Source organism: Cloacibacillus evryensis DSM 19522 (assembly GCF_000585335.1).
GTDB lineage: Bacteria > Synergistota > Synergistia > Synergistales > Synergistaceae > Cloacibacillus > Cloacibacillus evryensis.
In genome coordinates this window covers 312,413-331,124 of record NZ_KK073872.1, presented here as the reverse complement: position 1 = coordinate 331,124, position 18,712 = coordinate 312,413, and the positions used below count along the sequence as shown (strand labels likewise).

The window sequence follows — 18,712 nt, the reverse complement described above, 5'->3', positions numbered from 1 at the left end:
ATGTTCATCCTTGCCGCGGCGCTTATCATCGGCATCTCGATCGCCGTGCCGATCTCATATTCGATCGCCGTCTCCGGCACGCTTTATCTGCTCTTTGAATCGGCGCTGCCCGTGCTCGTCATCGCCCAGCGCATGGTGGTCGGCGCGGATTCCTTCACGCTGCTCGCCATACCGCTCTTTCTGCTCGCGGGCGCGCTGATGGCGGAAGGGGACATCACGCCCCGCATCATGCGCTTCGCCTCCAGCATGGTCGGCCACATCCGCGGCGGCATGGCGATGGTCATGGTCGTCTCCTGCATGTTTTTCGGGGCCATCTCCGGCTCCGGCGTGGCGGACGTCGCGGCGATCGGCTCGATAATGCTGCCCGCGATGAAAGAACAGAAATACCGTCCGGCCTTCAGCGCTTCGCTGCTCGGCTGCGGAGGGGCGCTGGCGACGATAATCCCGCCCAGCATCGTCATGGTCATCCTCGGCGTCACGATGGGGACCTCGATCGGCAAACTCTTCATCGCCGGCTTCATCCCCGGCATCATGGCCGGCGGCTCGCTGATGGCGATCTCCTACTATTTCGCCTCCAAAGAAAACTATCCGCGGCTGCCGAAGACCGGCGCGCGTGAGAAGTGGGAGGCCTTCAAGGGCGCCTTCCTGCCGATGGTGACGCCGGCGATCATCATCGTCGGCATTCTGCAGGGGATCTTCACCGCGACGGAGGCGGGAGGAGTCGCCGCCTTTTACGCGCTGATACTGTCGAAATATGTCTATCGCAAGCTTTCGTGGCGCCGCTTCTTCGAGATATGCCTGGAGGTGGCGAAGACGAGCGCCGTCGTACTCTTCATCATATCGGCGGCAAGCCTCTTCGGTTGGATACTTACGTCGCAGGATATCCCGCAGAAGATCGCGGAGGCCATCCTCGGCGTATCCAACAACTACTGGGTGGTGCTGATCTTCTTCAACCTCATGCTGCTCGCGCTCGGCACCTTTATGGAGACGACGGCGATCATCCTCATCGTGATCCCGATCTTCATGCCGATCATGACGCAGATAGGCGTGGACCCGATACACCTCGGCGTGATGGTCTGCGTCAATATGGCGATAGGCGCCAACACGCCGCCGCTGGGCGTGGACCTCATGACGGCCTGCAAGGTCGCCGATATCGCCTACGAAGATTCTTTCCGTTACATCTTCTTCTTCCTCGCCGCGATGACGCTCGTGCTGATATTGATAATCGCCTTTCCGCAGCTGTCCACCTGGCTGCCGAACATGGTCGTCTCCTCCGGCGCTTAGCGGAGGAAGCCAGCCAGATCGCCAGAGATGATCTTCCGCGGGCCGGCACATTTTATGCCGGCCCGTTTCATCTTAATTTTTAAGATTTTATACACATTTTAATATTCTTTAAAATTATTTTGCATAATTTAAAATTAACCTCTTCTCTATTGACATACCTCCCCGTAGGTATGTATAATTCTCTAGCTTGTTATCTATATAAGCGGGAGGTGAAAGAATGCGAAGGACAAAAGAGGCGGCGCTCGAGACCAGAGCGAAAATATTGGAATCGGCGCTTGATATTTTCAGCGAGAAAAATTTTTCAAACGCCTCCTTAACGGAGATCGCCGCAAACGTGGGGCTTACAAAGGGCGCGCTTTACTGGCACTTCCGAAATAAGAACGACCTGCTCCTGCGGCTTTTCGAAGAGATATGCAGGCACGGGGAAGACCGGGTGAAAAACCTCTTCGACGCCCCCGACTCAAGCGGAAAATTGAGAAGGTATTATAAGAACTACCTCGCCCGCCTGCTGAAGGACGACCGCAACAAAAAGATCCACAAGATCATGACAAAGAGGGACGAATGGCCGGAAGATATCCAACAGAGCGTCAGCCAAATCATAAAGGATTCCATGGAACGGGAAAAGCTGATGGTGAAAAATTTCGTCCGTAAGGGGCAGGAAGAGGGGCGGCTGCGGAAAGATATCTCGGCCGAGGCGCTGGCCGTTCTCATAAGCTCGATCTTCCACGGGCTCTGCGTGATGCAGCTTTCGGGTATGCTGCCGAAGGAATTCCCGCAATATACCGATATACTATTTGACGCGTTTGAGAAAGAATTGAATATAAAGCAGCAATGAGCTCGCTATAATATGCCATGTCTCTCGGGACGGCGTTGCTTATATGGATTTTTAAGAAAGAGAAGGTGCGTATAGAAAATGCAAAACTCAGAAGAAAAGAGGAATATTGAGTTGAACAGCAAGCAGAAATCCGGCTGGATCAAAATAGCGCTCGTCGTCGTGATCGCCGCGGCGGCCGTCTACGGCTACAGGACGTGGAGCGGCGGGAAGGCGGTACAGCAGCAGACGGCGCAGGCCGCGGAGCCGCTGGTGATCGTGAAACCCGTGGAAAAAGCCGACTCCTCATCGCAGCCTTCGGAGTATGTGGGACGCGTCGAGGCGATCCAGACCGTACAGGTAAAGCCGCAGATCTCCGGCGAGATCGCCAAGGTCAGCTTCAAAGAGGGCTCCATCGTCAAGGCCGGACAGCTGCTCTTTCAGATAGACCCCGCTCAGTATCAGGCCACAGTGGCGCTGAGGAAAGCGGAACTGGAAAAGGCCGAGGCCACGCTTGCCGAGGCTGAAAAATATCACAAGCGCGTGATGGCCGCCAACGACCAGGCGGTATCGGCCGCCGACCGTGATACCGCGGAGAGCAGCGTGCTGCAGGGAAAGGCCGCCGTCTCGCAGGCGAAGGCCAACCTGCGCCTCGCCGAGATAAATTTCGGCTACTGCCGCATCACGGCCCCCATCACCGGCAAAATAGGCATCGCGAACCTCACCAAGGGGAACTATGTGACTCCTTCCAGCGGCGCACTGGCGACGATCGTACAGATGGACCCGGTCCGCGTCTCCTATACGCTGCCCGACAGGGATTATCTCGATCAGCTCGAGCTCTTCAAAAAAGAGGGCTCCGTATATAAGACGAAGCTCATCCTCAGCAACGGCTCCGAGCTGGACGTGCCCGGACAGCGCGACTTTGAGGACAACACCGTGGACCAGATGACGGGCACGGTCATGATGCGCCTGCGCTATACAAACGACAGCGGCATGCTCATCCCCGGCGAGATGGTGCGCGTCTTCACGCAGCCCGTCAAGAGCCGCATAGTCAACGTCATCCCACAGACGGCGGTGATGGCCGACGCGGAGGGGGACTATGTCTATGTGGTGGAGGCGGACAACTCCGTGCGCGACGTCAGGGTCAAGCTGGGACGCGAAATGGGCACGCTGCGTGAAGTCGTGAGCGGACTGAAAGACGGCCAGAATGTGGTGGTCGCGGGACTGCAGAACCTCCGTCCCGGCACCAAGGTCAGAATAGACACATCGGCCTCGGCAAACGAAGCGACATCAAATTCAGTGCTTGACGAAACTTCGGGAGCCGAGATCATAAATTCCGGCGATACGGGAACGAAAGAGGAAAATTAACCAATGTTCGCGAAATTTTTTATAGACCGCCCGCGCTTCGCAATGGTCATCAGTATCCTGATGGCCCTTGCCGGCGTGATCGCGGCCTTCTCGCTGCCAGTCGCGCAGTACCCCAACGTCACGCCGCCGCAGATACAGGTATCGACGACCTACCGCGGCGCCGACGCCAGTACTCTCGCAAATACAGTCGGAGCCCCTCTTGAAGAGATGGTCAACGGCGTCGAAGGCATGATATACATGAACTCGACGTCCAGCAACAACGGGCAATACCAGCTCACCATCACCTTCGCCACCGGCACCGACCCCGATATGGCGCTCGTCCGCGTCCAGAACCGGGTCTCGCAGGTCACGCCGCAGCTGCCCTCGGAGGTCACGGCGGAGGGGATCACCGTGGAGACGTCATTCTCCGATACGCTTGGGTACCTGGCGCTGCTGTCTCCGAACGGGACCTATGACGAACTTGCGCTGATGAATTACGCCTACGGCAACATCAGAAACACGATGAAGCGCGTTCCAGGCATGGGAGACGTCCAGGTCTTCGGTTCCAAATACAGCATCCGTATCTGGCTTGACCCGGCGCGCGTCGCCTCGCTCGGCCTGTCGATCAGCGACGTCGCCGCGGCGATCCAGAGCCAGAACAAGCAAGCTTCGATAGGTTCGATCGGCGCGACGCCGGGCAGCGACCTCAACAGCCCCATCGTCTATTCGCTGCAGACACGGGGACGCCTTTCCAGCATCAAAGAGTTTGACAATATCATCGTCCGCACCACCGAACAGGGCGGCCTCGTCAAGCTCCGCGACATCGCGCGCATCGAGCTCGGCTCGGAGACGTACAACACCCACGCGAGCGTCAACGGCGCACCCGCGGCGATGATCTCGCTCTCGCAGGCCGCCGGTTCAAACGCCCTTGACGTCATGTCGGCCGCGAAAAAGACGATGGAACAGCTTTCGCAGTCTATGCCGAAGGACATGAAGCTCCTCATAAACTACGACTCGACGACATACGTCAAGGCGACGATCAGAGAGATACTGACCACTCTCATCATCACCTTCCTGCTCGTCGTGCTGGTCTGTTACCTATTCCTTCAGGACTGGCGCGTCACGCTGGTCCCGGTCGCGGCGATACCGATCTCGCTGCTCGCGACCTTCGCGGGGCTGGCGGCGATGGGATACAGCATCAACATCCTTTCGCTGTTCGGGCTGGTCCTCGTAATCGGAACGGTCGTCGACAACGCCATCGTCGTCGTCGAACGAGTCACGTTCATCATGGACAGGGACAAATGCTCTCCTGAAGCCGCCACCATCCAGGCGATGAAGGACGTCACGGCGCCGATGACGGCGACGACGCTCGTATTCCTCGCCATCTTCGTACCGGTAGGGTTCATGGGCGGCATCACGGGACAGATATACAAGCAGTTTGCTGTGACTATCTCCTTCTCCGTCGTATTTTCGCTCATCGTCGCGCTCACGCTTTCGCCGGCCATGTGCGCCCACATGCTGCGCGAGGTCAAGCCCGCCGAGCGCGGACCGCTGAAGTGGTTCAACACGACCCTCGCTAAGACCACGCGCGGATACGTCAGAGGGGCCACCTGGCTCGCGCGGCGCATGATCGTCACGATCGTCCTGCTCGGAGCGGTAATAGGGGCCTGCTGGCTCGTCTCCGTGACGACGCCCACCTCGTTCATCCCCGATGAAGACCAGGGCGTCATCTTCGCCGCCGTCCAGCTCCCCGAGGGCGCGACGCTGCCGCGCACACAGGCCGTCGTGCGCCCGATGGCGACCGAGATCGGCAAGATCAAGGGCGTCCAGGACGTCATGAACATCGAGGGCATCAATATCATGGGCGGCAACGGCGAAAACGTCGCCTCCATCGTCCTCCCCCTAAAACCGTGGAACGAACGCAACTCAAAAGAGCTGCAGCTTACGTCGATAGTCGCGCAGGTCAGGCAGATCGCGGCGAAATACCCGCAGGCAAGCACCAACGTATTCACACCTCCGGCAATCATGGGGCTGGGCATGGCCTCCGGGCTTGACATGAGGCTCCAGTCGACCATGGAAAATAACCCGGAACGCCTCGCAGAAGTCATGAAAGCGCTGCTCGTGGAACTCAACCAGGCGCCGGAGTTCCTCTACGCCTTCAGTTCATACACGGCGGACACTCCGCACCTTTACCTCGACATCGACCGTGAAAAGGCGGAACTGATGAACGTGCAGGTGGGCAGCATCTTCTCCACCCTGCAGACCTACTTCGGCTCCGCTTACATCAACGACATCAACATCGGCACGCAGGTCAACCGCGTCATGGTCCAGTCGGAATGGAACTACAGAAACAACATGGACAGGATCGGCGGGATCTTCGTACGTAACGCCAACGGCGAGCAGGTGCCGCTGCAAAGCCTCATGACGCTCCGCAAGACCCTCGCGCCGCGCGCGATAGACCGCTACAACCTCTATCCGAGCGCCGGCATCACGATAGTCATGAAGCCAGGGTTCTCTTCGGGACAGGGTATCACCAGAGTCGCGGAGCTGAGCAAAAAGATACTGCCCGAGGGCTACTCCTATGACTGGTCCGGCATGACCTATCAGGAACAGAATTCAAAGGGCGACATCATCATGGTGCTTGCCATCGCGCTGATATTCGCCTACCTCTTCCTCGTCGCGCAGTATGAAAGCTGGTCGGTCCCCGTGCCGGTCATCCTCTCGCTGCCGGTCGCCATGTTCGGAGCTTTGGGCGGACTATGGGTGATGGGGCTCTCCATCTCCGTCTACGCGCAGCTCGGCATCCTCCTCCTCATCGGACTAGCCGCGAAGAACGCGATCCTCATCGTCGAATTCGCGAAAGAACAGCGTGAGGAACACGGACTGCCCCTGATCCAGGCGGCGGCCACCGCGGCGAGCGAACGTTTCCGCGCCGTCCTCATGACGGCCTTCACCTGCGTCCTCGGCGTCCTCCCGATGCTCTTCGCCTCGGGAGCCGGCGCGGCAAGCCGCAAGGCGGTCGGCACGACGATGTTCTTCGGTATGAACGCCGCCACGATAATAGGTATCTTCTTCATCCCGGCCCTCTACGTCTTCTTCCAGGGAACGCGCGAGAGGGTCAAGGGGCGTGTAAGCAACACCGTAAAAAGAGAAGAGGAATAAGGAGGCGCGTGATGATGAAAAAACTTACGATATGCACAATATCCGCGCTGATAATGCTGACGGCCGGCACAGCTTTCGCGGCTAAGGCCGAGCCGCAGCCCTCCTCGCGCGACATACAGCTCAAGAACGGGGAATGGACGGCGCTCGCGCAGATATATCCCGTCCCCTCCGTCTCCTCGGACGTCTCGCAGGCGCTGACGCCGGAGCGGCTCGCGAGCTGGTGGAACGTCTTCAACGACCCGATGATGACTGAACTGGTCCTCGCGTCGCTCAAAGGCAACAGAGACCTCGCGGCGGCCCGCGCCAAGGTGACGGAGGCGCGCGCCACGCTCGGCGTCAGCCAGGCCAGCCTCCTGCCCTGGCTGGATTCCACAAATTTCTGGAGCAACGGGCGCACGCCGGTACAGGCGGGAGGCTCCGGCAACAGCACGAACCTCTACAAGCTCGGCATCGACGCCTCGTGGGAGATAGACATCTTCGGCGGACAGCGCGCCAGCGTGAGGGCCCAGAGGGCGACGCTCGAGGCGCAGTACGCGGCGCTCTACTCCGCCTGGACGAGCCTCGCCTCCGAGGTGGCGATGAACTATATCTCGCTGCGCACCCTGCAGGAACGCCTCGCGATCGCCAGGTACAACCTCAGCCTGCAGCAGAACACCGTGGACATCCAGCAGTCAAAGGTAGACTCCGGCCTCTCCGACTCGCTCGCGCTGAAGCAGGCGCAGTACACGATGGAACAGACAAAGGCCGGCATACCGAGCATCGAATCCTCAATAGAGCAGACGATGAACGCTCTCGCGATCCTCGTGGGCGAGGTGCCCGGCACCCTTGCGGAAAAGCTGGCCGCCAAACAGCCGATACCGAAGATCTCCGATACGCGATTCCTCGGCATCCCCGCGAACGCCATCCGCCAGCGTCCCGACATCCGCCAGGCCGAACGGCTGCTCGTCGCCCAGCTCGCGCGTAAGAAATCCGCGCAGGCGGACCTCTGGCCCAAATTCTACCTTACCGGTTCGATCGGCACCGAGGCCGGCAACTGGGGCTCGCTCTTTGGAGGCCCGGCGAAGCTCTACAGCTTCATGCCGCAGATAAGCTGGCCGATCTTCCACGCGGGAGCGATACGCAACAACATCAAAGCGCAGGGCGCGATCGCCGAGCAGCTGCTCGCGTCATACGAACAGACTGTGCTCTCCGCCGTCGGCGAGGTGCGCGACTCGCTGTCCGCCAACGTGAAGGAATACGAACGCAGCGAATCGCTCAGGCGCGGCGTCGAGGCGGCCCAGGCGGCGCTTGACGTGGCCAACGACAAATACGCGAACGGCCTCGTCGACTTCACGAACGTCGATCAACGCCCAGCGCTCGCTGACGTCGCTCTCGGAAGAGTACGTCATCAGCCAGGGACAGATATCGGCCAACGCCGTGGCGCTCTTCAAAGCCCTCGGCGGCGGCTGCCAGCCGATGGAAGAGGCCGAACGGGCCCTCGCCGAAGCGGCGAAAAAAGCTAAAAAGTAACAGCCGCGTAAATACGGCGGCACACGTAGGGCCCTCCCGCGCGGGAGGGCCCTACGTGTAAAACGATCACGTTAACGAAATGCTTCGGCTACCTGCCCTTCCTGCGCGGCAAAACCATTGTCGCCGTCGCGAGAAGCGCCGCCAGCGCCGGGAAGCCGGCCGCCGAACAGCCTCCGGACGAGCCTCCGCTGCTGTAGAGGATCACGCCGTTGTTTTCCGGATCCTTATCGTAGGCCGACGGGATCTGTGAAGAGAGCGCGACCAGCTTGATCTCCTTTGGCGTTTTATATCCCTCGGGGATGGCAAAGTTCAGCGAGAAGTTGTACGCGTCCTCTATGCCCGGCACAAAATCGGAGCCTATCACGGAGCCGTCCGCCACGACGTTGACGGTTACGCCATGGATGATGTCGCACTTCGTCGTCCCCACGTGGCCGGCGGTAAAGGCCGCATGCCCTGAAACGTTGAAGCTTTTGCCGGCAAGCGGAATCTGTTCCGCGAGCGTCGTTTCGAGCCCCGGCTTATCGCCGTCACACTCGCGGACCGTAACGCCGCTGAGCGCGAGATCCGGCAGTTTGTCAGGGTCTACCAGCTCGGCTGCGAATTTTTTTGTGCCTTCGCCCTCGTTCTGTGTGGCGATCATTATATATCCGTAGTTATTGTCGCCGCTGAGTTCCTCTCCGGCGGATTCCAGCTTGAAGTGGAGCCAGTAGGCCTTCTCTTCCCCGCTTGTCTTGAACTCAAATTCCCTGTCGGTCCAGTTGTCGAGATACCCGCTCTCGTCATAACTGTCGCGCCCGGGGATGGATGGAATATTCACCGTATTTATCAGCTCGGCTCTGCTGAGATCGGGATCGCTTACGACGCCGCTCACGGAGGCGGTCGGCTCCCTGTACACCTTCAGCGTCACGTTCGCCGCCTCTTTAAAGCTGAGGTTGAACACCCTCAGTTTCCCGACGATCTTGGCGTTCGTCGGAAGCAGTGTGCCGGTGTTGCTGTAGCTCCGTTCTATTTTGACGCCGGCCTCGTTTTTTACCGCGAAGGTGAGGCCGCGGACATATCCGCCGCTGCGCAGGGTGTTTCTCGTTCCGTCGCTGTACCATCTGTTGGGGAGGTTCAGCGCCGGGTCGGCCTTTTTGCGGTAGGGAGACGACGGGCCCCAGAGGAGGCTGCCGGAGTTATCGTCTTTCAGCAAACGCACCGCGTAGGAGGCGCAGAGCACTCCGTCGTCCTGCGTGTAGATGCCGAAGTCGCCCTTGAAGCCGAGCTGTTCGGGAGCGATGCCGCTCTTGCTGACGTAGCCGGCCGCCCCCGGCCAGTGGATGCTGACGCCGCTGGTGTTGCTGATGTCAGAGGTGGTGGTGCAGGAGTGTGTCCACGCGTAATTTCCGTCAAGCTGGGCGTATATCGTAACATATATTGGTACCGCCTTCGGCTTAATATCGCCGCCGCCATACACGCTTGTGGTGACGGAGAGCTTGTTTTTCTCCATCGCCTCTTTATGCTGGGCCGTATTTATCGAGCAGGCCGCGGAAGCCGCATCGACGTTGCCGAAGTAGACGGCGTCCTGTTCCGCAAGGAGCAGCCCGGTGAGGTCCTCCGGCTCGTCTCCCCAAACGTCCTTCATCGTACCTGGGTAGCCCTTCGTCTGCTTCAGCTGCCGCGGATAGGTGAAGAGATTGCGGTTGTCATGGTTCGGGTTGTACCATGAGGCGTTTCGCCCGCTTACAGGGAAGAGATTCCCTCCGACACGTTCGGGCACTACGTACTGGATGAAGTTTTGCGTCTTTACGTTATTGCCCTTATCGTCCGAGACGGCACTCATGCGCAGATCCTCCGGCCAGATGACCGGATAGCGCCAGACCGTGGCGTCGCAGGTGTTGGCATAGAGCTGGTCGTCCAGCGCCGCCGTGGCCGAGGTGTCCATCTCCACGCTGAAGCTCTTTTTGCTGGTCTTTGTCTTTGCGTGTTCGTTGGCAACGCTCAGGCTCCACGCGAAGTTTGGATCCGCCTTCGATCCGTTTACATTAAACTGTCCGACCTTCATCCCCGTGGTGATTCCGGCGCTGCCTTCGTGCGTATCGCTCTTTGTCACCATCGAGCTTGAGCTCTTGGAGGTGTCGATTTTCGTGGAATAGCCGGAGAGCCGGTAAAAGACGTCGGCGATCGCGTTGCCGTTTTCGTCTCTGGACAGCGTTGAGCTTTCGTCGGCGCTTACCGCGTCCCAGTGGCGCGGAGGCGCCTGAATCGCTGAGTAGAGGTCCACCCTGTCCGTGACCGCGATCGCAAGCGGAGTACCGAGCACCATGCTCTCTTTATGGATGTCCGCCGCTGCCGCGCGCGGTACGCAGTAATAGGCGCCGTGCATATCCGGGTCGATCTTGAAGGCCTTTCTGTCAAGCCCGTCAGTCTTGTTCCAGGTGAAGATGCCGCTGCATAGCTGCTGGCTCTCGTAGGTGCTCCAAGCCGCGGCGACGACTCCAAGCTGATCCATCACGGTTGCGCCGCCGGAGGCCGCGGTCCCCGCGTAGCTGTAGCGCCCCGCCGCGAAGGAGTGGTGGGCGTTGCCGTTTGTGCCCATGACGATGCCATTATCATTCAGGTTATATGCGCAGAGAGTCCCCGTATTGACGTCGAGATTACCGGTTGGGTCACTCCACTTGAAGATGTTGAGCGTGAGCTTGCATCTTTCTGAACCGCTGTCCGCGAAGGTAAAGGCCAGCTCCTTGTATCCGTCCGCGTCGAAGTCCCCGATCTGCACCTCCAGCGGGGAGACCGTGTCGCGCGCGCCGCCGGTCATATTGTGCAGGGGGCTGAACCCGCCACGCAGTTCCTTTTCGCTGACGGTCGCGCTGAAGGTCTTATCCGGGTTTTTCGCGTCGTATTTTTGATAGCTGAGGATACTCATATTGATCGCGGTGTGTTTCTGGTTCTGAGAGGAACGCGCGTAAAGCAATATGAGCTGGTCTTTTCCGGAGGTATTGCCGTCCAGGTTGCCAGCCGCCAGCCCGACGCTGTCCCCCTGCAGAAACCAGCGACCGCATGGCTTTCCGTCGATCTCATATATCTTCGTCGCGGAGAAATTCTTGTCGAGCTTATAGACCACGAGGTGGTTGTCCAGCGCCTCCGTTATGTTGCCTCCGCGGATCTTCGTGAAGTAGACGGCGATCTCCGCCCTTCCGTCGCCGTCGAAGTCGCCGATGGCCGTGCGGCAGCTATGCGGGGGCTTTCTGAAGGAACCTCCGCCGACGAGGTTCTTCTTGTCTCCGGTAAGAAACGGAGTGTCTTTTTCGCCGTTCAGGAATCTTACGGAAGGCCTCGTTTGGCTGGACCCCGTCAAATATTCATAGAGTCCCTTGCCGTCGATCACAGCGAGGCGCACTTTCGCGTTCTGCCCGTCGTTGTCGGTGGCCGTGATGAATGTGAGCAGGTAATCGCTGTACCCGTCGCCGTTCCAGTCATAGGCGATAAGGTCGTGGTTTATGTTGGAACCTATCAGCGGATCATGTCTGCGTATTGTATCCCCGCGCCACGCCACGGTGTAGGCCGGCGTGAATTCCGTGATCTTCATCCTGCCGATACGGCCGTCGCCGTTCGTCATCTCTATCCAGGCCGAGGTGGTCGTCCTCTTTGAGTTCCTGTTCTCCATAACGAAGTATGTGTTGACCTGCACCCCCTGCGGGACGCTGGGAATCTCTGTCGCGCCTGCGAACGGCTCCTGCAGATGCACTGTGGAGAGTATGTTGCCCTGCGCCGCCGCCGAGGAAAATACGTGACAGGTGTCGCTCTGCGTCAGGCTGCCAAAGTCTGTCAGCTTCGTCACTCTTTCAGGCGCCGTTCCCGGATCGGTTGCGTTTTTGCCGCTGACTTCGTAGGAGCGCATGGAGCCGTCCTTGTTGAGGTAAGATACGATGAGCCTCTGCTTGGGCGAGACGCTGGCGTGTTCATAGATCCCCGCCAGAGGGTCTGTGTAATAGGTCGAGTCCTCCGCGCGCACATAGACCGCCGATGCCAGAGCAGAGGCCAGCAGACAACAGACTGCCAGCAGTTTTTTTATTGACGGTATTTTCATGTCATCACTCCTTTATATATTATGACTCAGGCAAAGCAGTACCGCATGCCTATGGTAAATCGATGGCAATATCAGTATATGATGGAATTGAAAATCGCGGTACACCCGCAAAAGGCCCTTTTTCGGGTGTATTCATGAAAACGCGCCCCGGGGCTGAAGAAGCCCGGGGCGCGCCTTATCCCTTTCAACACTAAAGCTTCAAAGAGGCGAGCGTCTGCGAAAACGACTCAAAAAGCAGCCTGTCATACTTTAAAAATTCCGGCGGAAGCAGTTCTTTCGTCTGCAGCATACAGAGGCCGTTGATGATCGAGGCGATGACCACCGCCACCTTTTCGGCCTCGATATCCGCGCGCATCATGCCGTCTGTCTGCGCCCTCGTTATATAGTTCTCCACCAGCTTGCGCTCCGTTTGCAGCGTCTCGTCGAATATCGCGAAAACAGCCGGTCGGACATCCTCCGGCCAGTCGTGATTTTGGCGCATCAGGCTGTGGAATTTTGCATAACGCTTATCCGAGGCCGGACGTTCGAGCACCTTTTTGTAGAACGAGAAGATCGTGTCGCCCGATTCCGGGTCCACCAGCGAATTTACCGCATCCTGTATGATGAGGGAACAGTTTTTCTTCACGATCTGCAGCAGCACGTCGTCCTTATTTTTGAAATGCCAGTATACGGCGCCCTTGGTCATCCCGATCTTGTGGGAGATATCCGTAAGCGACGTGTTGGAAAATCCGTTTTCTATAAACATATCCGTCGCCGTTTCAAGTATTTGGCGCCGCGTCTCATCAGCCTCTTTTTTTGTCCTGCGCAAAAACATACCTCCTAGATACTATGGCGGCGCGCGGCTGGCGAAAAAAAAAGAGAGCCCCCTAAGGACCTCTCATTTATTGCCGCTAATGCCGCCTCCAACTTTTCAGTTCAAGGTTTCTTCTGTCAAGTTTCCCCCGATACCGCGAGAACATATCTCTGATACCATTTTTAATTATATTATCGGACGGGCGTTTGTTGTATGGGTCCTAATACCCATCGCGATTATACATACTTTCTTTTCGATAATAAAAATACTAATTAACCGCAAATTACAGTTATTTTTAACATATTCCACGTATAGAACTTATACATGCTAGAAAAACCCGATGCCGCAAAAACCGGCCTTTAAAAAGCACAAGTTTTCCCGCATTTATATATTTATCTTCGATGATAAAAAACAATCTGTTTGTTATCTTTTTTAGGGTAAAAATGATTTTTAAGTCCCGTGCAATAGAGGCCGCCCGAATGTATAAGGGCATTTATGCATTTTCCGCCCGCGGGCAGACGCCTGGGATATGATTTTCCACGCGTCTCACACAAAGTTATTCACATATTTAAAATCATTCAAATCGTCTTGCATATTGCCTACGATACTTCACAGGCGTTGACTTACATACTTACAGGCATGTTATAATCCGCAGAATCGATTTTGCGCATGGCGGGGAGGTGAAAAAATGAGAAGGACAAAGGTGGAGGCGCTTGAGACCAAAGCGCGTATTCTCGAATCGGCGCTCGACATTTTCAGCGTTAAAAACTTCGCCAGCACGTCGCTCCTGGAGATCGCCCAGAACGCCGGGCTTTCAAAGGGAGCCCTTTATTGGCACTTCAAAAATAAGAACGACCTTTTGATCCAGCTGGTGAAGTCGACCTGCCGCGAGGACGGGGAGGCCTTCCTCGGCCTTTTTGAAGAGCGGGACTGCGGCGACGCCCTGCGCGGCTATTACAAGAGAGCGCTCGCAAGGCTGTTTGAGGACGCGAGATACAAAAAGATCCACGGGATGATGCTGAGACGGCGCTATGAATGGCCGGAGGAGGTACAGACACAGGTGCGGCAGCTCGTTTCGGATTCCATGGAACGCGACAGGCAGATGGCGGAGAGGCTTATCGCCAGAGGGCAGAGGGAGGGAAAGATCAGAAAGGACGTCTCCGCCGGTAAGGTCGCTCTGCTGATCAGCTCCATCTTTCATGGGCTTTACGCGATACAGCTATGCGGCAAACTGCCGGGTGAATTCCCCGAATACACGGACATCCTCTTCGACGCCTTTGACAGAGAACTAAGCGCCTGCGGAGGCCGGCGCGCTCTGTGAGGCGATCCGGGCCGTTCTGTTTTTGCGGGGCCAGACAGCGTTTATAAAATATATATGGAAGAGAAGGTAGAAAAATGCAAAACGCGGGTGACAAAAAGAATTTTGAATTGACCGGCAGGCCGCGATCCGCCTGGATCAAGATCGCGCTCGTCGCGGCGGTGGTCGCGGCGGCGGCCTGTGGCTGCAAAATAGCGGCGAAAGAAACGACCGCCGGGGGGCAGGCTCCGGCGGGGGAGCCGCTTGTAACGGTCACATCCGTCGGGACGGCGGATGTCTCCTCCCAGCCTTCCGAGTACGTGGGACGTGTGGAGGCGATCCAGTATGTTCAGGTAAAGCCGCAGATATCCGGAGAGATCGCGAAGGTCTGCTTCAAAGAGGGCGCCCTCGTACGCGCCGGTGACCTGCTCTTTCAGATAGAGCCGGCGCCCTATCAGGCGACGGTGGAGCTGCGCCGCGCGGAGCTCGAACGGGCGAGGGCGACGCTTGCGGAGGCGGAGAAGTATCACGCCCGCGTAACGGCGGCGGATGCGCGCGCGGTCTCGGCGGCGGACAGGGACACGGCGGAGAGCAATCTTCTTCAGGGAAGGGCCGCCCTCTCGCAGGCCAAGGCCTCACTGCGCCTCGCGGAGATAGATCTCGGCTATTGCCGCATCACCTCGCCGATCACGGGAAAGATCGGGGCCGCAGCCTTCACAAAGGGCAATTATGTCACGCCGCAGAGCGGGGCGCTCGCCTCGATCGTGCAGATGGACCCGATACGCGTCTCCTATTCGCTGCCGGACAGGGATTACCTCGACCAGCTCGAACTATTTAAGAAACAGGGACCGGTATATAAGACCAAGCTCGTGCTGAGCAACGGGACTTCGTTCGAGGCCGCCGGCGAGCGTGATTTCGAGGACAACGTCGTAGAGCGGCAGACCGGCACCGTCCTTGTGCGCCTGCGCTACGCGAACGGAGACGGCATGCTGATCCCCGGCGGGATGGTGCGCGTTTTCGCGCGGCCCGCCAAGAGCCGCGCGGCGGCGGTCGTCCCGCAGTCCGCGGTCATGGCCGACGGGGAGGGCGATTATGTTTACCTCCTGAACGCCGACGACACGGTACGCGCGGCCCGCGTCGCGCTGGGGCGCGAGATGGGGCAGATGCGCGAGGTCAAAGAGGGACTATCCGCGGGACAAAAGGTGGTCGTTTCCGGAATACAGAGCCTCAGCCCCGGTGTAAAGGTGAGGGTCGGCGACGCCGTCGCGGCGCAGGCCGACCCCGACGGGAAAGAGGCAAATTAAAAGATGTTCGCGAAATTTTTTATAGAACGCCCGCGTTTTGCAATGGTCATCTGCATACTGCTGGGCCTCGCCGGTACGATCGCGGCCTTCTCGCTGCCGGTCGCGCAGTACCCGGACGTCACGCCGCCCCAGATACGCGTAAACACCACCTACCGCGGAGCGGACGCTTCGACGATCGCAAACACCGTCGGCGTCCCCCTTGAGGAGATGGTAAACGGCGTCGAAGGTATGATCTACATGAACTCCACCTCGAGCAACAACGGCCAATACACATTATACGTGACCTTCGCCACCGGCACCGACCCCGACATGGCGCTCGTGCGCGTACAGAACCGCGTCTCACAGGTGACGCCGCAGCTGCCCTCAGAGGTCATAGACGAGGGCATTACCGTCGTAACGGCCTTTTCCGATACGCTGGGGCTGCTTGCGCTGTCGTCGCCGAACGGCACCTACAGCGAACTTGAGCTCAACAATTACGCCCATTCGAATATAAAGAATCAGATGAAACGCGTCTACGGGATGGGCGAGGTCGTGGTCTTCGGCTCCAAGTACAGCATCCGCGTCTGGCTGGACCCGGCGCGCATCGCGGCGCTCGGCCTTTCGACAGGCGACGTCGCCGCCGCCATCCAGAGCCAGAACAAGCAGGCTTCGATAGGTTCCGTCGGCGCTGCGCCCGGCAATTCGGACAGTCCGCTCGTCTATTCGCTGCAGGCGAAGGGACGGCTTTCGGATGTGCGTGATTTTGAAAACATCATCGTCCGCACCACGGCGCAGGGGGGCCTGGTAAAGCTCCGCGACGTCGCGCGCATCGAGCTGGGCGCGGAATCCTACAATATGAATTCCAGCGAAAACGGAGGCGCCGCGGCGGCGATGATGCTCTCGCAGGCCGCGGGCTCAAACGCCCTCGACGTCATGGCCGGCGTTAAAAAAACGATGGCTAAAATATCGGCGACGCTGCCGAAGGACATGGAGCTTCGCCTCCCCTATGATTCGACTCTCTACGTTCAGGCGACGATAAAGGAGATACTCACAACTCTGGTGCTCACCTTTATCCTCGTCGTCCTAGTCTGCTACCTCTTCCTGCAGGACTGGCGCGTGACGCTGGTCCCAGTCGCCGCCATCCCGATATCGCTGCTCGCCACCTTCATCGGCCTCGCCGCGATGGGATACAGCATCAACATACTTTCGCTCTTCGGGCTCGTACTGGTCATCGGCACGGTCGTCGACAACGCGATAGTCGTCGTCGAGCGCGTCCTGTTCATTATGGACCGCGACGGCTGCACGCCACGGGAGGCTACGCTCCAGGCCATGGACGACGTCACCGGACCGATGGCGGCGACGACGCTCGTATTCCTCGCCATATTCGTGCCCGTCGGCTTCATGAGCGGCATCACCGGCCAGATATACAAACAGTTCGCCGTGACGATCTCATTCGCCGTCGTCTTCTCGCTCGTGGTGGCGCTCACGCTCTCGCCCGCGATGTGCGCCTATCTGCTGCGTCAGGTAAAACCCGCGCGGCGCGGCCCGCTCAAATGGTTCAACAACGCGCTGGCCGGCGCGACGCGCGGCTATGTGGCCGGCTCCGTATGGCTTGCGGGCCGCGTCACGGTATCGCTCTGCGCGCTGGCCGCCGTCATCGCGGCCTGCTGGGCGATAACGGTGACGACGCCGACCTCGTTCATCCCAGACGAAGACCAGGGTGCGGTCTTCGCCACGATCCAGCTGCCGGAGGGCGCCACGATGCCGCGCACGCAGAAGATCTCGCGCGCGATGGCAAAAGAGGCTCTGGCGCTTCCCGGAGTCCGTGACGTCATGAATATCGAGGGACGCAACCTTCTTGGCGGAGACGGAGAAAACGTGGCCTCGCTCATCCTTTCGCTCAAGCCGTGGGACCAGCGCAAGACAAAGGATACACAGCTCGGCTATCTTGTCTCCCGCACAAACGAGATCGCCGCGAAATACCGCGGCGCTAAAATAAGCGTCTTCACTCCGCCCGCGATCAGCGGGATCGGTATGGCCTCCGGCCTTGATATGAGGCTCCAGTCCGCTAAGGACAACGACCCCGCACAGCTGGCCGAGGTGATGGAGAAGCTGCTCGCCGAGATCAACAAGGCTCCGGAATTTCTCTACGCCTTCAGCACATACACGGCGAACACGCCCCATCTCTACCTCGATATCGACCGCGAAAAGGCGGAGATGATGGACGTTCCAGTCTCGTCGATATTCTCGACGCTCCAGACCTACTTCGGCTCGGCCTACATCAACGACGTCAACATCGGCACGCAGGTCAACAAGGTCATGCTCCAGTCGGACTGGGGCTATAGAAGCAATATTGACAGCATCGGCGGCATCTTCGTGGAAAACGCCTCCGGCGGGCAGGTTCCCGTGCGGAGCCTGACGACGGTGAGAAAGACCCTCGCGCCGAGAACGATAGACCGCTACAATCTCTATCCGAGCGCCGGCATTACGATCGTGATGAAGCCCGGCTACTCGACGGGGCAGGGCATCGCACGCGTCGCGGGGCTCGCGAAGAGCCTCCCCGAAGGCTATACCTATGAATGGTCGGGGATGACCTATCAGGAACAGGATTCGCGCGGGGGGATACTTTTAGTGCTTATCATAGCGCTCGTGTTCGCCTACCTCTTCCTCGTCGCCCAGTATGAGAGCTGGACCGTTCCCGTGCCAGTCATGCTCTCGCTGCCGGTCGCGATGTTCGGCGCCCTGGGCGGCCTGCGGATGATGGGGCTCTCCCTCTCCGTCTACGCCCAGCTGGGGATATTGCTGCTTATCGGCCTCGCCGCGAAGAACGCGATCCTCATCGTCGAGTTCGCGAAAGAACAGCGCGAAGAGCACCGACTGCCGCTCATCCAGGCGGCGGCCACCGCGGCAAGCGAACGTTTCCGCGCCGTCCTCATGACGGCCTTCACCTGCGTCCTCGGCGTCCTCCCGATGCTCTTCGCCTCGGGAGCCGGCGCGGCAAGCCGCAAGGCGGTCGGCACGACGATGTTCTTCGGTATGAGCGCGGCAAGCATTCTGGGCATCTTCGTCATACCCGCCCTCTACGTAATATTCCAGGGCGCGCGGGAGAAGATCAAAGGGCGCATGGGCAGCGTCAAGAGGGAAGGATAGGAGGCGC

General features: G+C 58.8%; 10 protein-coding genes. 8 read left to right on the top strand and 2 right to left on the bottom strand.

Annotated elements, in window-relative coordinates; translation table 11 throughout:
- From CLOEV_RS01365 to CLOEV_RS01345, 5 genes are all read left to right on the top strand, one after another.
- Window positions 1-1,284: a TRAP transporter large permease gene (locus CLOEV_RS01365; RefSeq protein WP_034441445.1), complete on the top strand. Its 1,284-nt coding sequence runs from the start codon at window positions 1-3 to the stop codon at window positions 1,282-1,284.
- A 217-nt stretch (window positions 1,285-1,501) separates the two neighbouring features.
- Window positions 1,502-2,119 carry a TetR/AcrR family transcriptional regulator gene (locus CLOEV_RS01360; protein ID WP_034441443.1) on the top strand — a complete coding sequence of 206 codons (618 nt, stop codon included), beginning with the start codon at window positions 1,502-1,504 and terminating at the stop codon, window positions 2,117-2,119.
- 111 nt (window positions 2,120-2,230) lie between these two features.
- Window positions 2,231-3,463: an efflux RND transporter periplasmic adaptor subunit gene (locus CLOEV_RS01355; RefSeq protein ID WP_245591094.1), complete on the top strand. Its 1,233-nt coding sequence runs from the start codon at window positions 2,231-2,233 to the stop codon at window positions 3,461-3,463.
- A 3-nt stretch (window positions 3,464-3,466) separates the two neighbouring features.
- Window positions 3,467-6,604, top strand: coding sequence for an efflux RND transporter permease subunit (locus CLOEV_RS01350; protein WP_034441439.1), 3,138 nt, complete (start codon window positions 3,467-3,469; stop codon window positions 6,602-6,604).
- Between the two features lie 11 nt (window positions 6,605-6,615).
- Window positions 6,616-8,106 (top strand): efflux transporter outer membrane subunit, encoded by a 1,491-nt coding sequence (locus CLOEV_RS01345; RefSeq protein ID WP_245591093.1) that lies wholly within the window; start codon window positions 6,616-6,618, stop codon window positions 8,104-8,106.
- A 95-nt stretch (window positions 8,107-8,201) separates the two neighbouring features.
- On the opposite strand, the gene CLOEV_RS01340 is transcribed toward CLOEV_RS01345, so the two are convergent.
- The gene (locus CLOEV_RS01340) at window positions 8,202-12,182 is read right to left on the bottom strand and encodes a Synerg-CTERM sorting domain-containing protein (RefSeq protein ID WP_034441438.1); all 3,981 of its coding nucleotides are present in this window, start codon (window positions 12,180-12,182) and stop codon (window positions 8,202-8,204) included.
- A gap of 190 nt (window positions 12,183-12,372) precedes the next feature.
- The gene (locus tag CLOEV_RS15620) at window positions 12,373-12,990 is read right to left on the bottom strand and encodes a TetR/AcrR family transcriptional regulator (RefSeq protein ID WP_169732175.1); all 618 of its coding nucleotides are present in this window, start codon (window positions 12,988-12,990) and stop codon (window positions 12,373-12,375) included.
- A gap of 673 nt (window positions 12,991-13,663) precedes the next feature.
- On the opposite strand from CLOEV_RS15620, the gene CLOEV_RS17360 reads away from it, so the two are divergent.
- The 3 genes from CLOEV_RS17360 (at window position 13,664) to CLOEV_RS01320 (ending at window position 18,705) form a co-directional block, all read left to right on the top strand.
- On the top strand, window positions 13,664-14,296 hold the full coding sequence (locus tag CLOEV_RS17360) for a TetR/AcrR family transcriptional regulator (protein WP_051484800.1): 633 nt from the start codon (window positions 13,664-13,666) through the stop codon (window positions 14,294-14,296).
- Between the two features lie 74 nt (window positions 14,297-14,370).
- Window positions 14,371-15,576: an efflux RND transporter periplasmic adaptor subunit gene (locus CLOEV_RS01325; protein ID WP_051484799.1), complete on the top strand. Its 1,206-nt coding sequence runs from the start codon at window positions 14,371-14,373 to the stop codon at window positions 15,574-15,576.
- Between the two features lie 3 nt (window positions 15,577-15,579).
- On the top strand, window positions 15,580-18,705 hold the full coding sequence (locus tag CLOEV_RS01320; protein ID WP_034441435.1) for an efflux RND transporter permease subunit: 3,126 nt from the start codon (window positions 15,580-15,582) through the stop codon (window positions 18,703-18,705).
- Window positions 18,706-18,712 lie beyond the last annotated feature (7 nt).

Excerpts from the sequence above, each read along its gene's own strand:
- CLOEV_RS01325 (WP_051484799.1), top strand. The coding sequence starts at position 14,371 with ATGCAAAACGCGGGTGACAAAAAGAATTTTGAATTGACCGGCAGGCCG.
- CLOEV_RS17360 (WP_051484800.1), top strand. The coding sequence starts at position 13,664 with ATGAGAAGGACAAAGGTGGAGGCGCTTGAGACCAAAGCGCGTATTCTC.
- CLOEV_RS01350 (WP_034441439.1), top strand. The coding sequence starts at position 3,467 with ATGTTCGCGAAATTTTTTATAGACCGCCCGCGCTTCGCAATGGTCATC.
- CLOEV_RS01340 (WP_034441438.1), bottom strand. The coding sequence starts at position 12,182 with ATGAAAATACCGTCAATAAAAAAACTGCTGGCAGTCTGTTGTCTGCTG.
- CLOEV_RS01365 (WP_034441445.1), top strand. The coding sequence starts at position 1 with ATGTTCATCCTTGCCGCGGCGCTTATCATCGGCATCTCGATCGCCGTG.
- CLOEV_RS01360 (WP_034441443.1), top strand. The coding sequence starts at position 1,502 with ATGCGAAGGACAAAAGAGGCGGCGCTCGAGACCAGAGCGAAAATATTG.
- CLOEV_RS01345 (WP_245591093.1), top strand. The coding sequence starts at position 6,616 with ATGATGAAAAAACTTACGATATGCACAATATCCGCGCTGATAATGCTG.
- CLOEV_RS01320 (WP_034441435.1), top strand. The coding sequence starts at position 15,580 with ATGTTCGCGAAATTTTTTATAGAACGCCCGCGTTTTGCAATGGTCATC.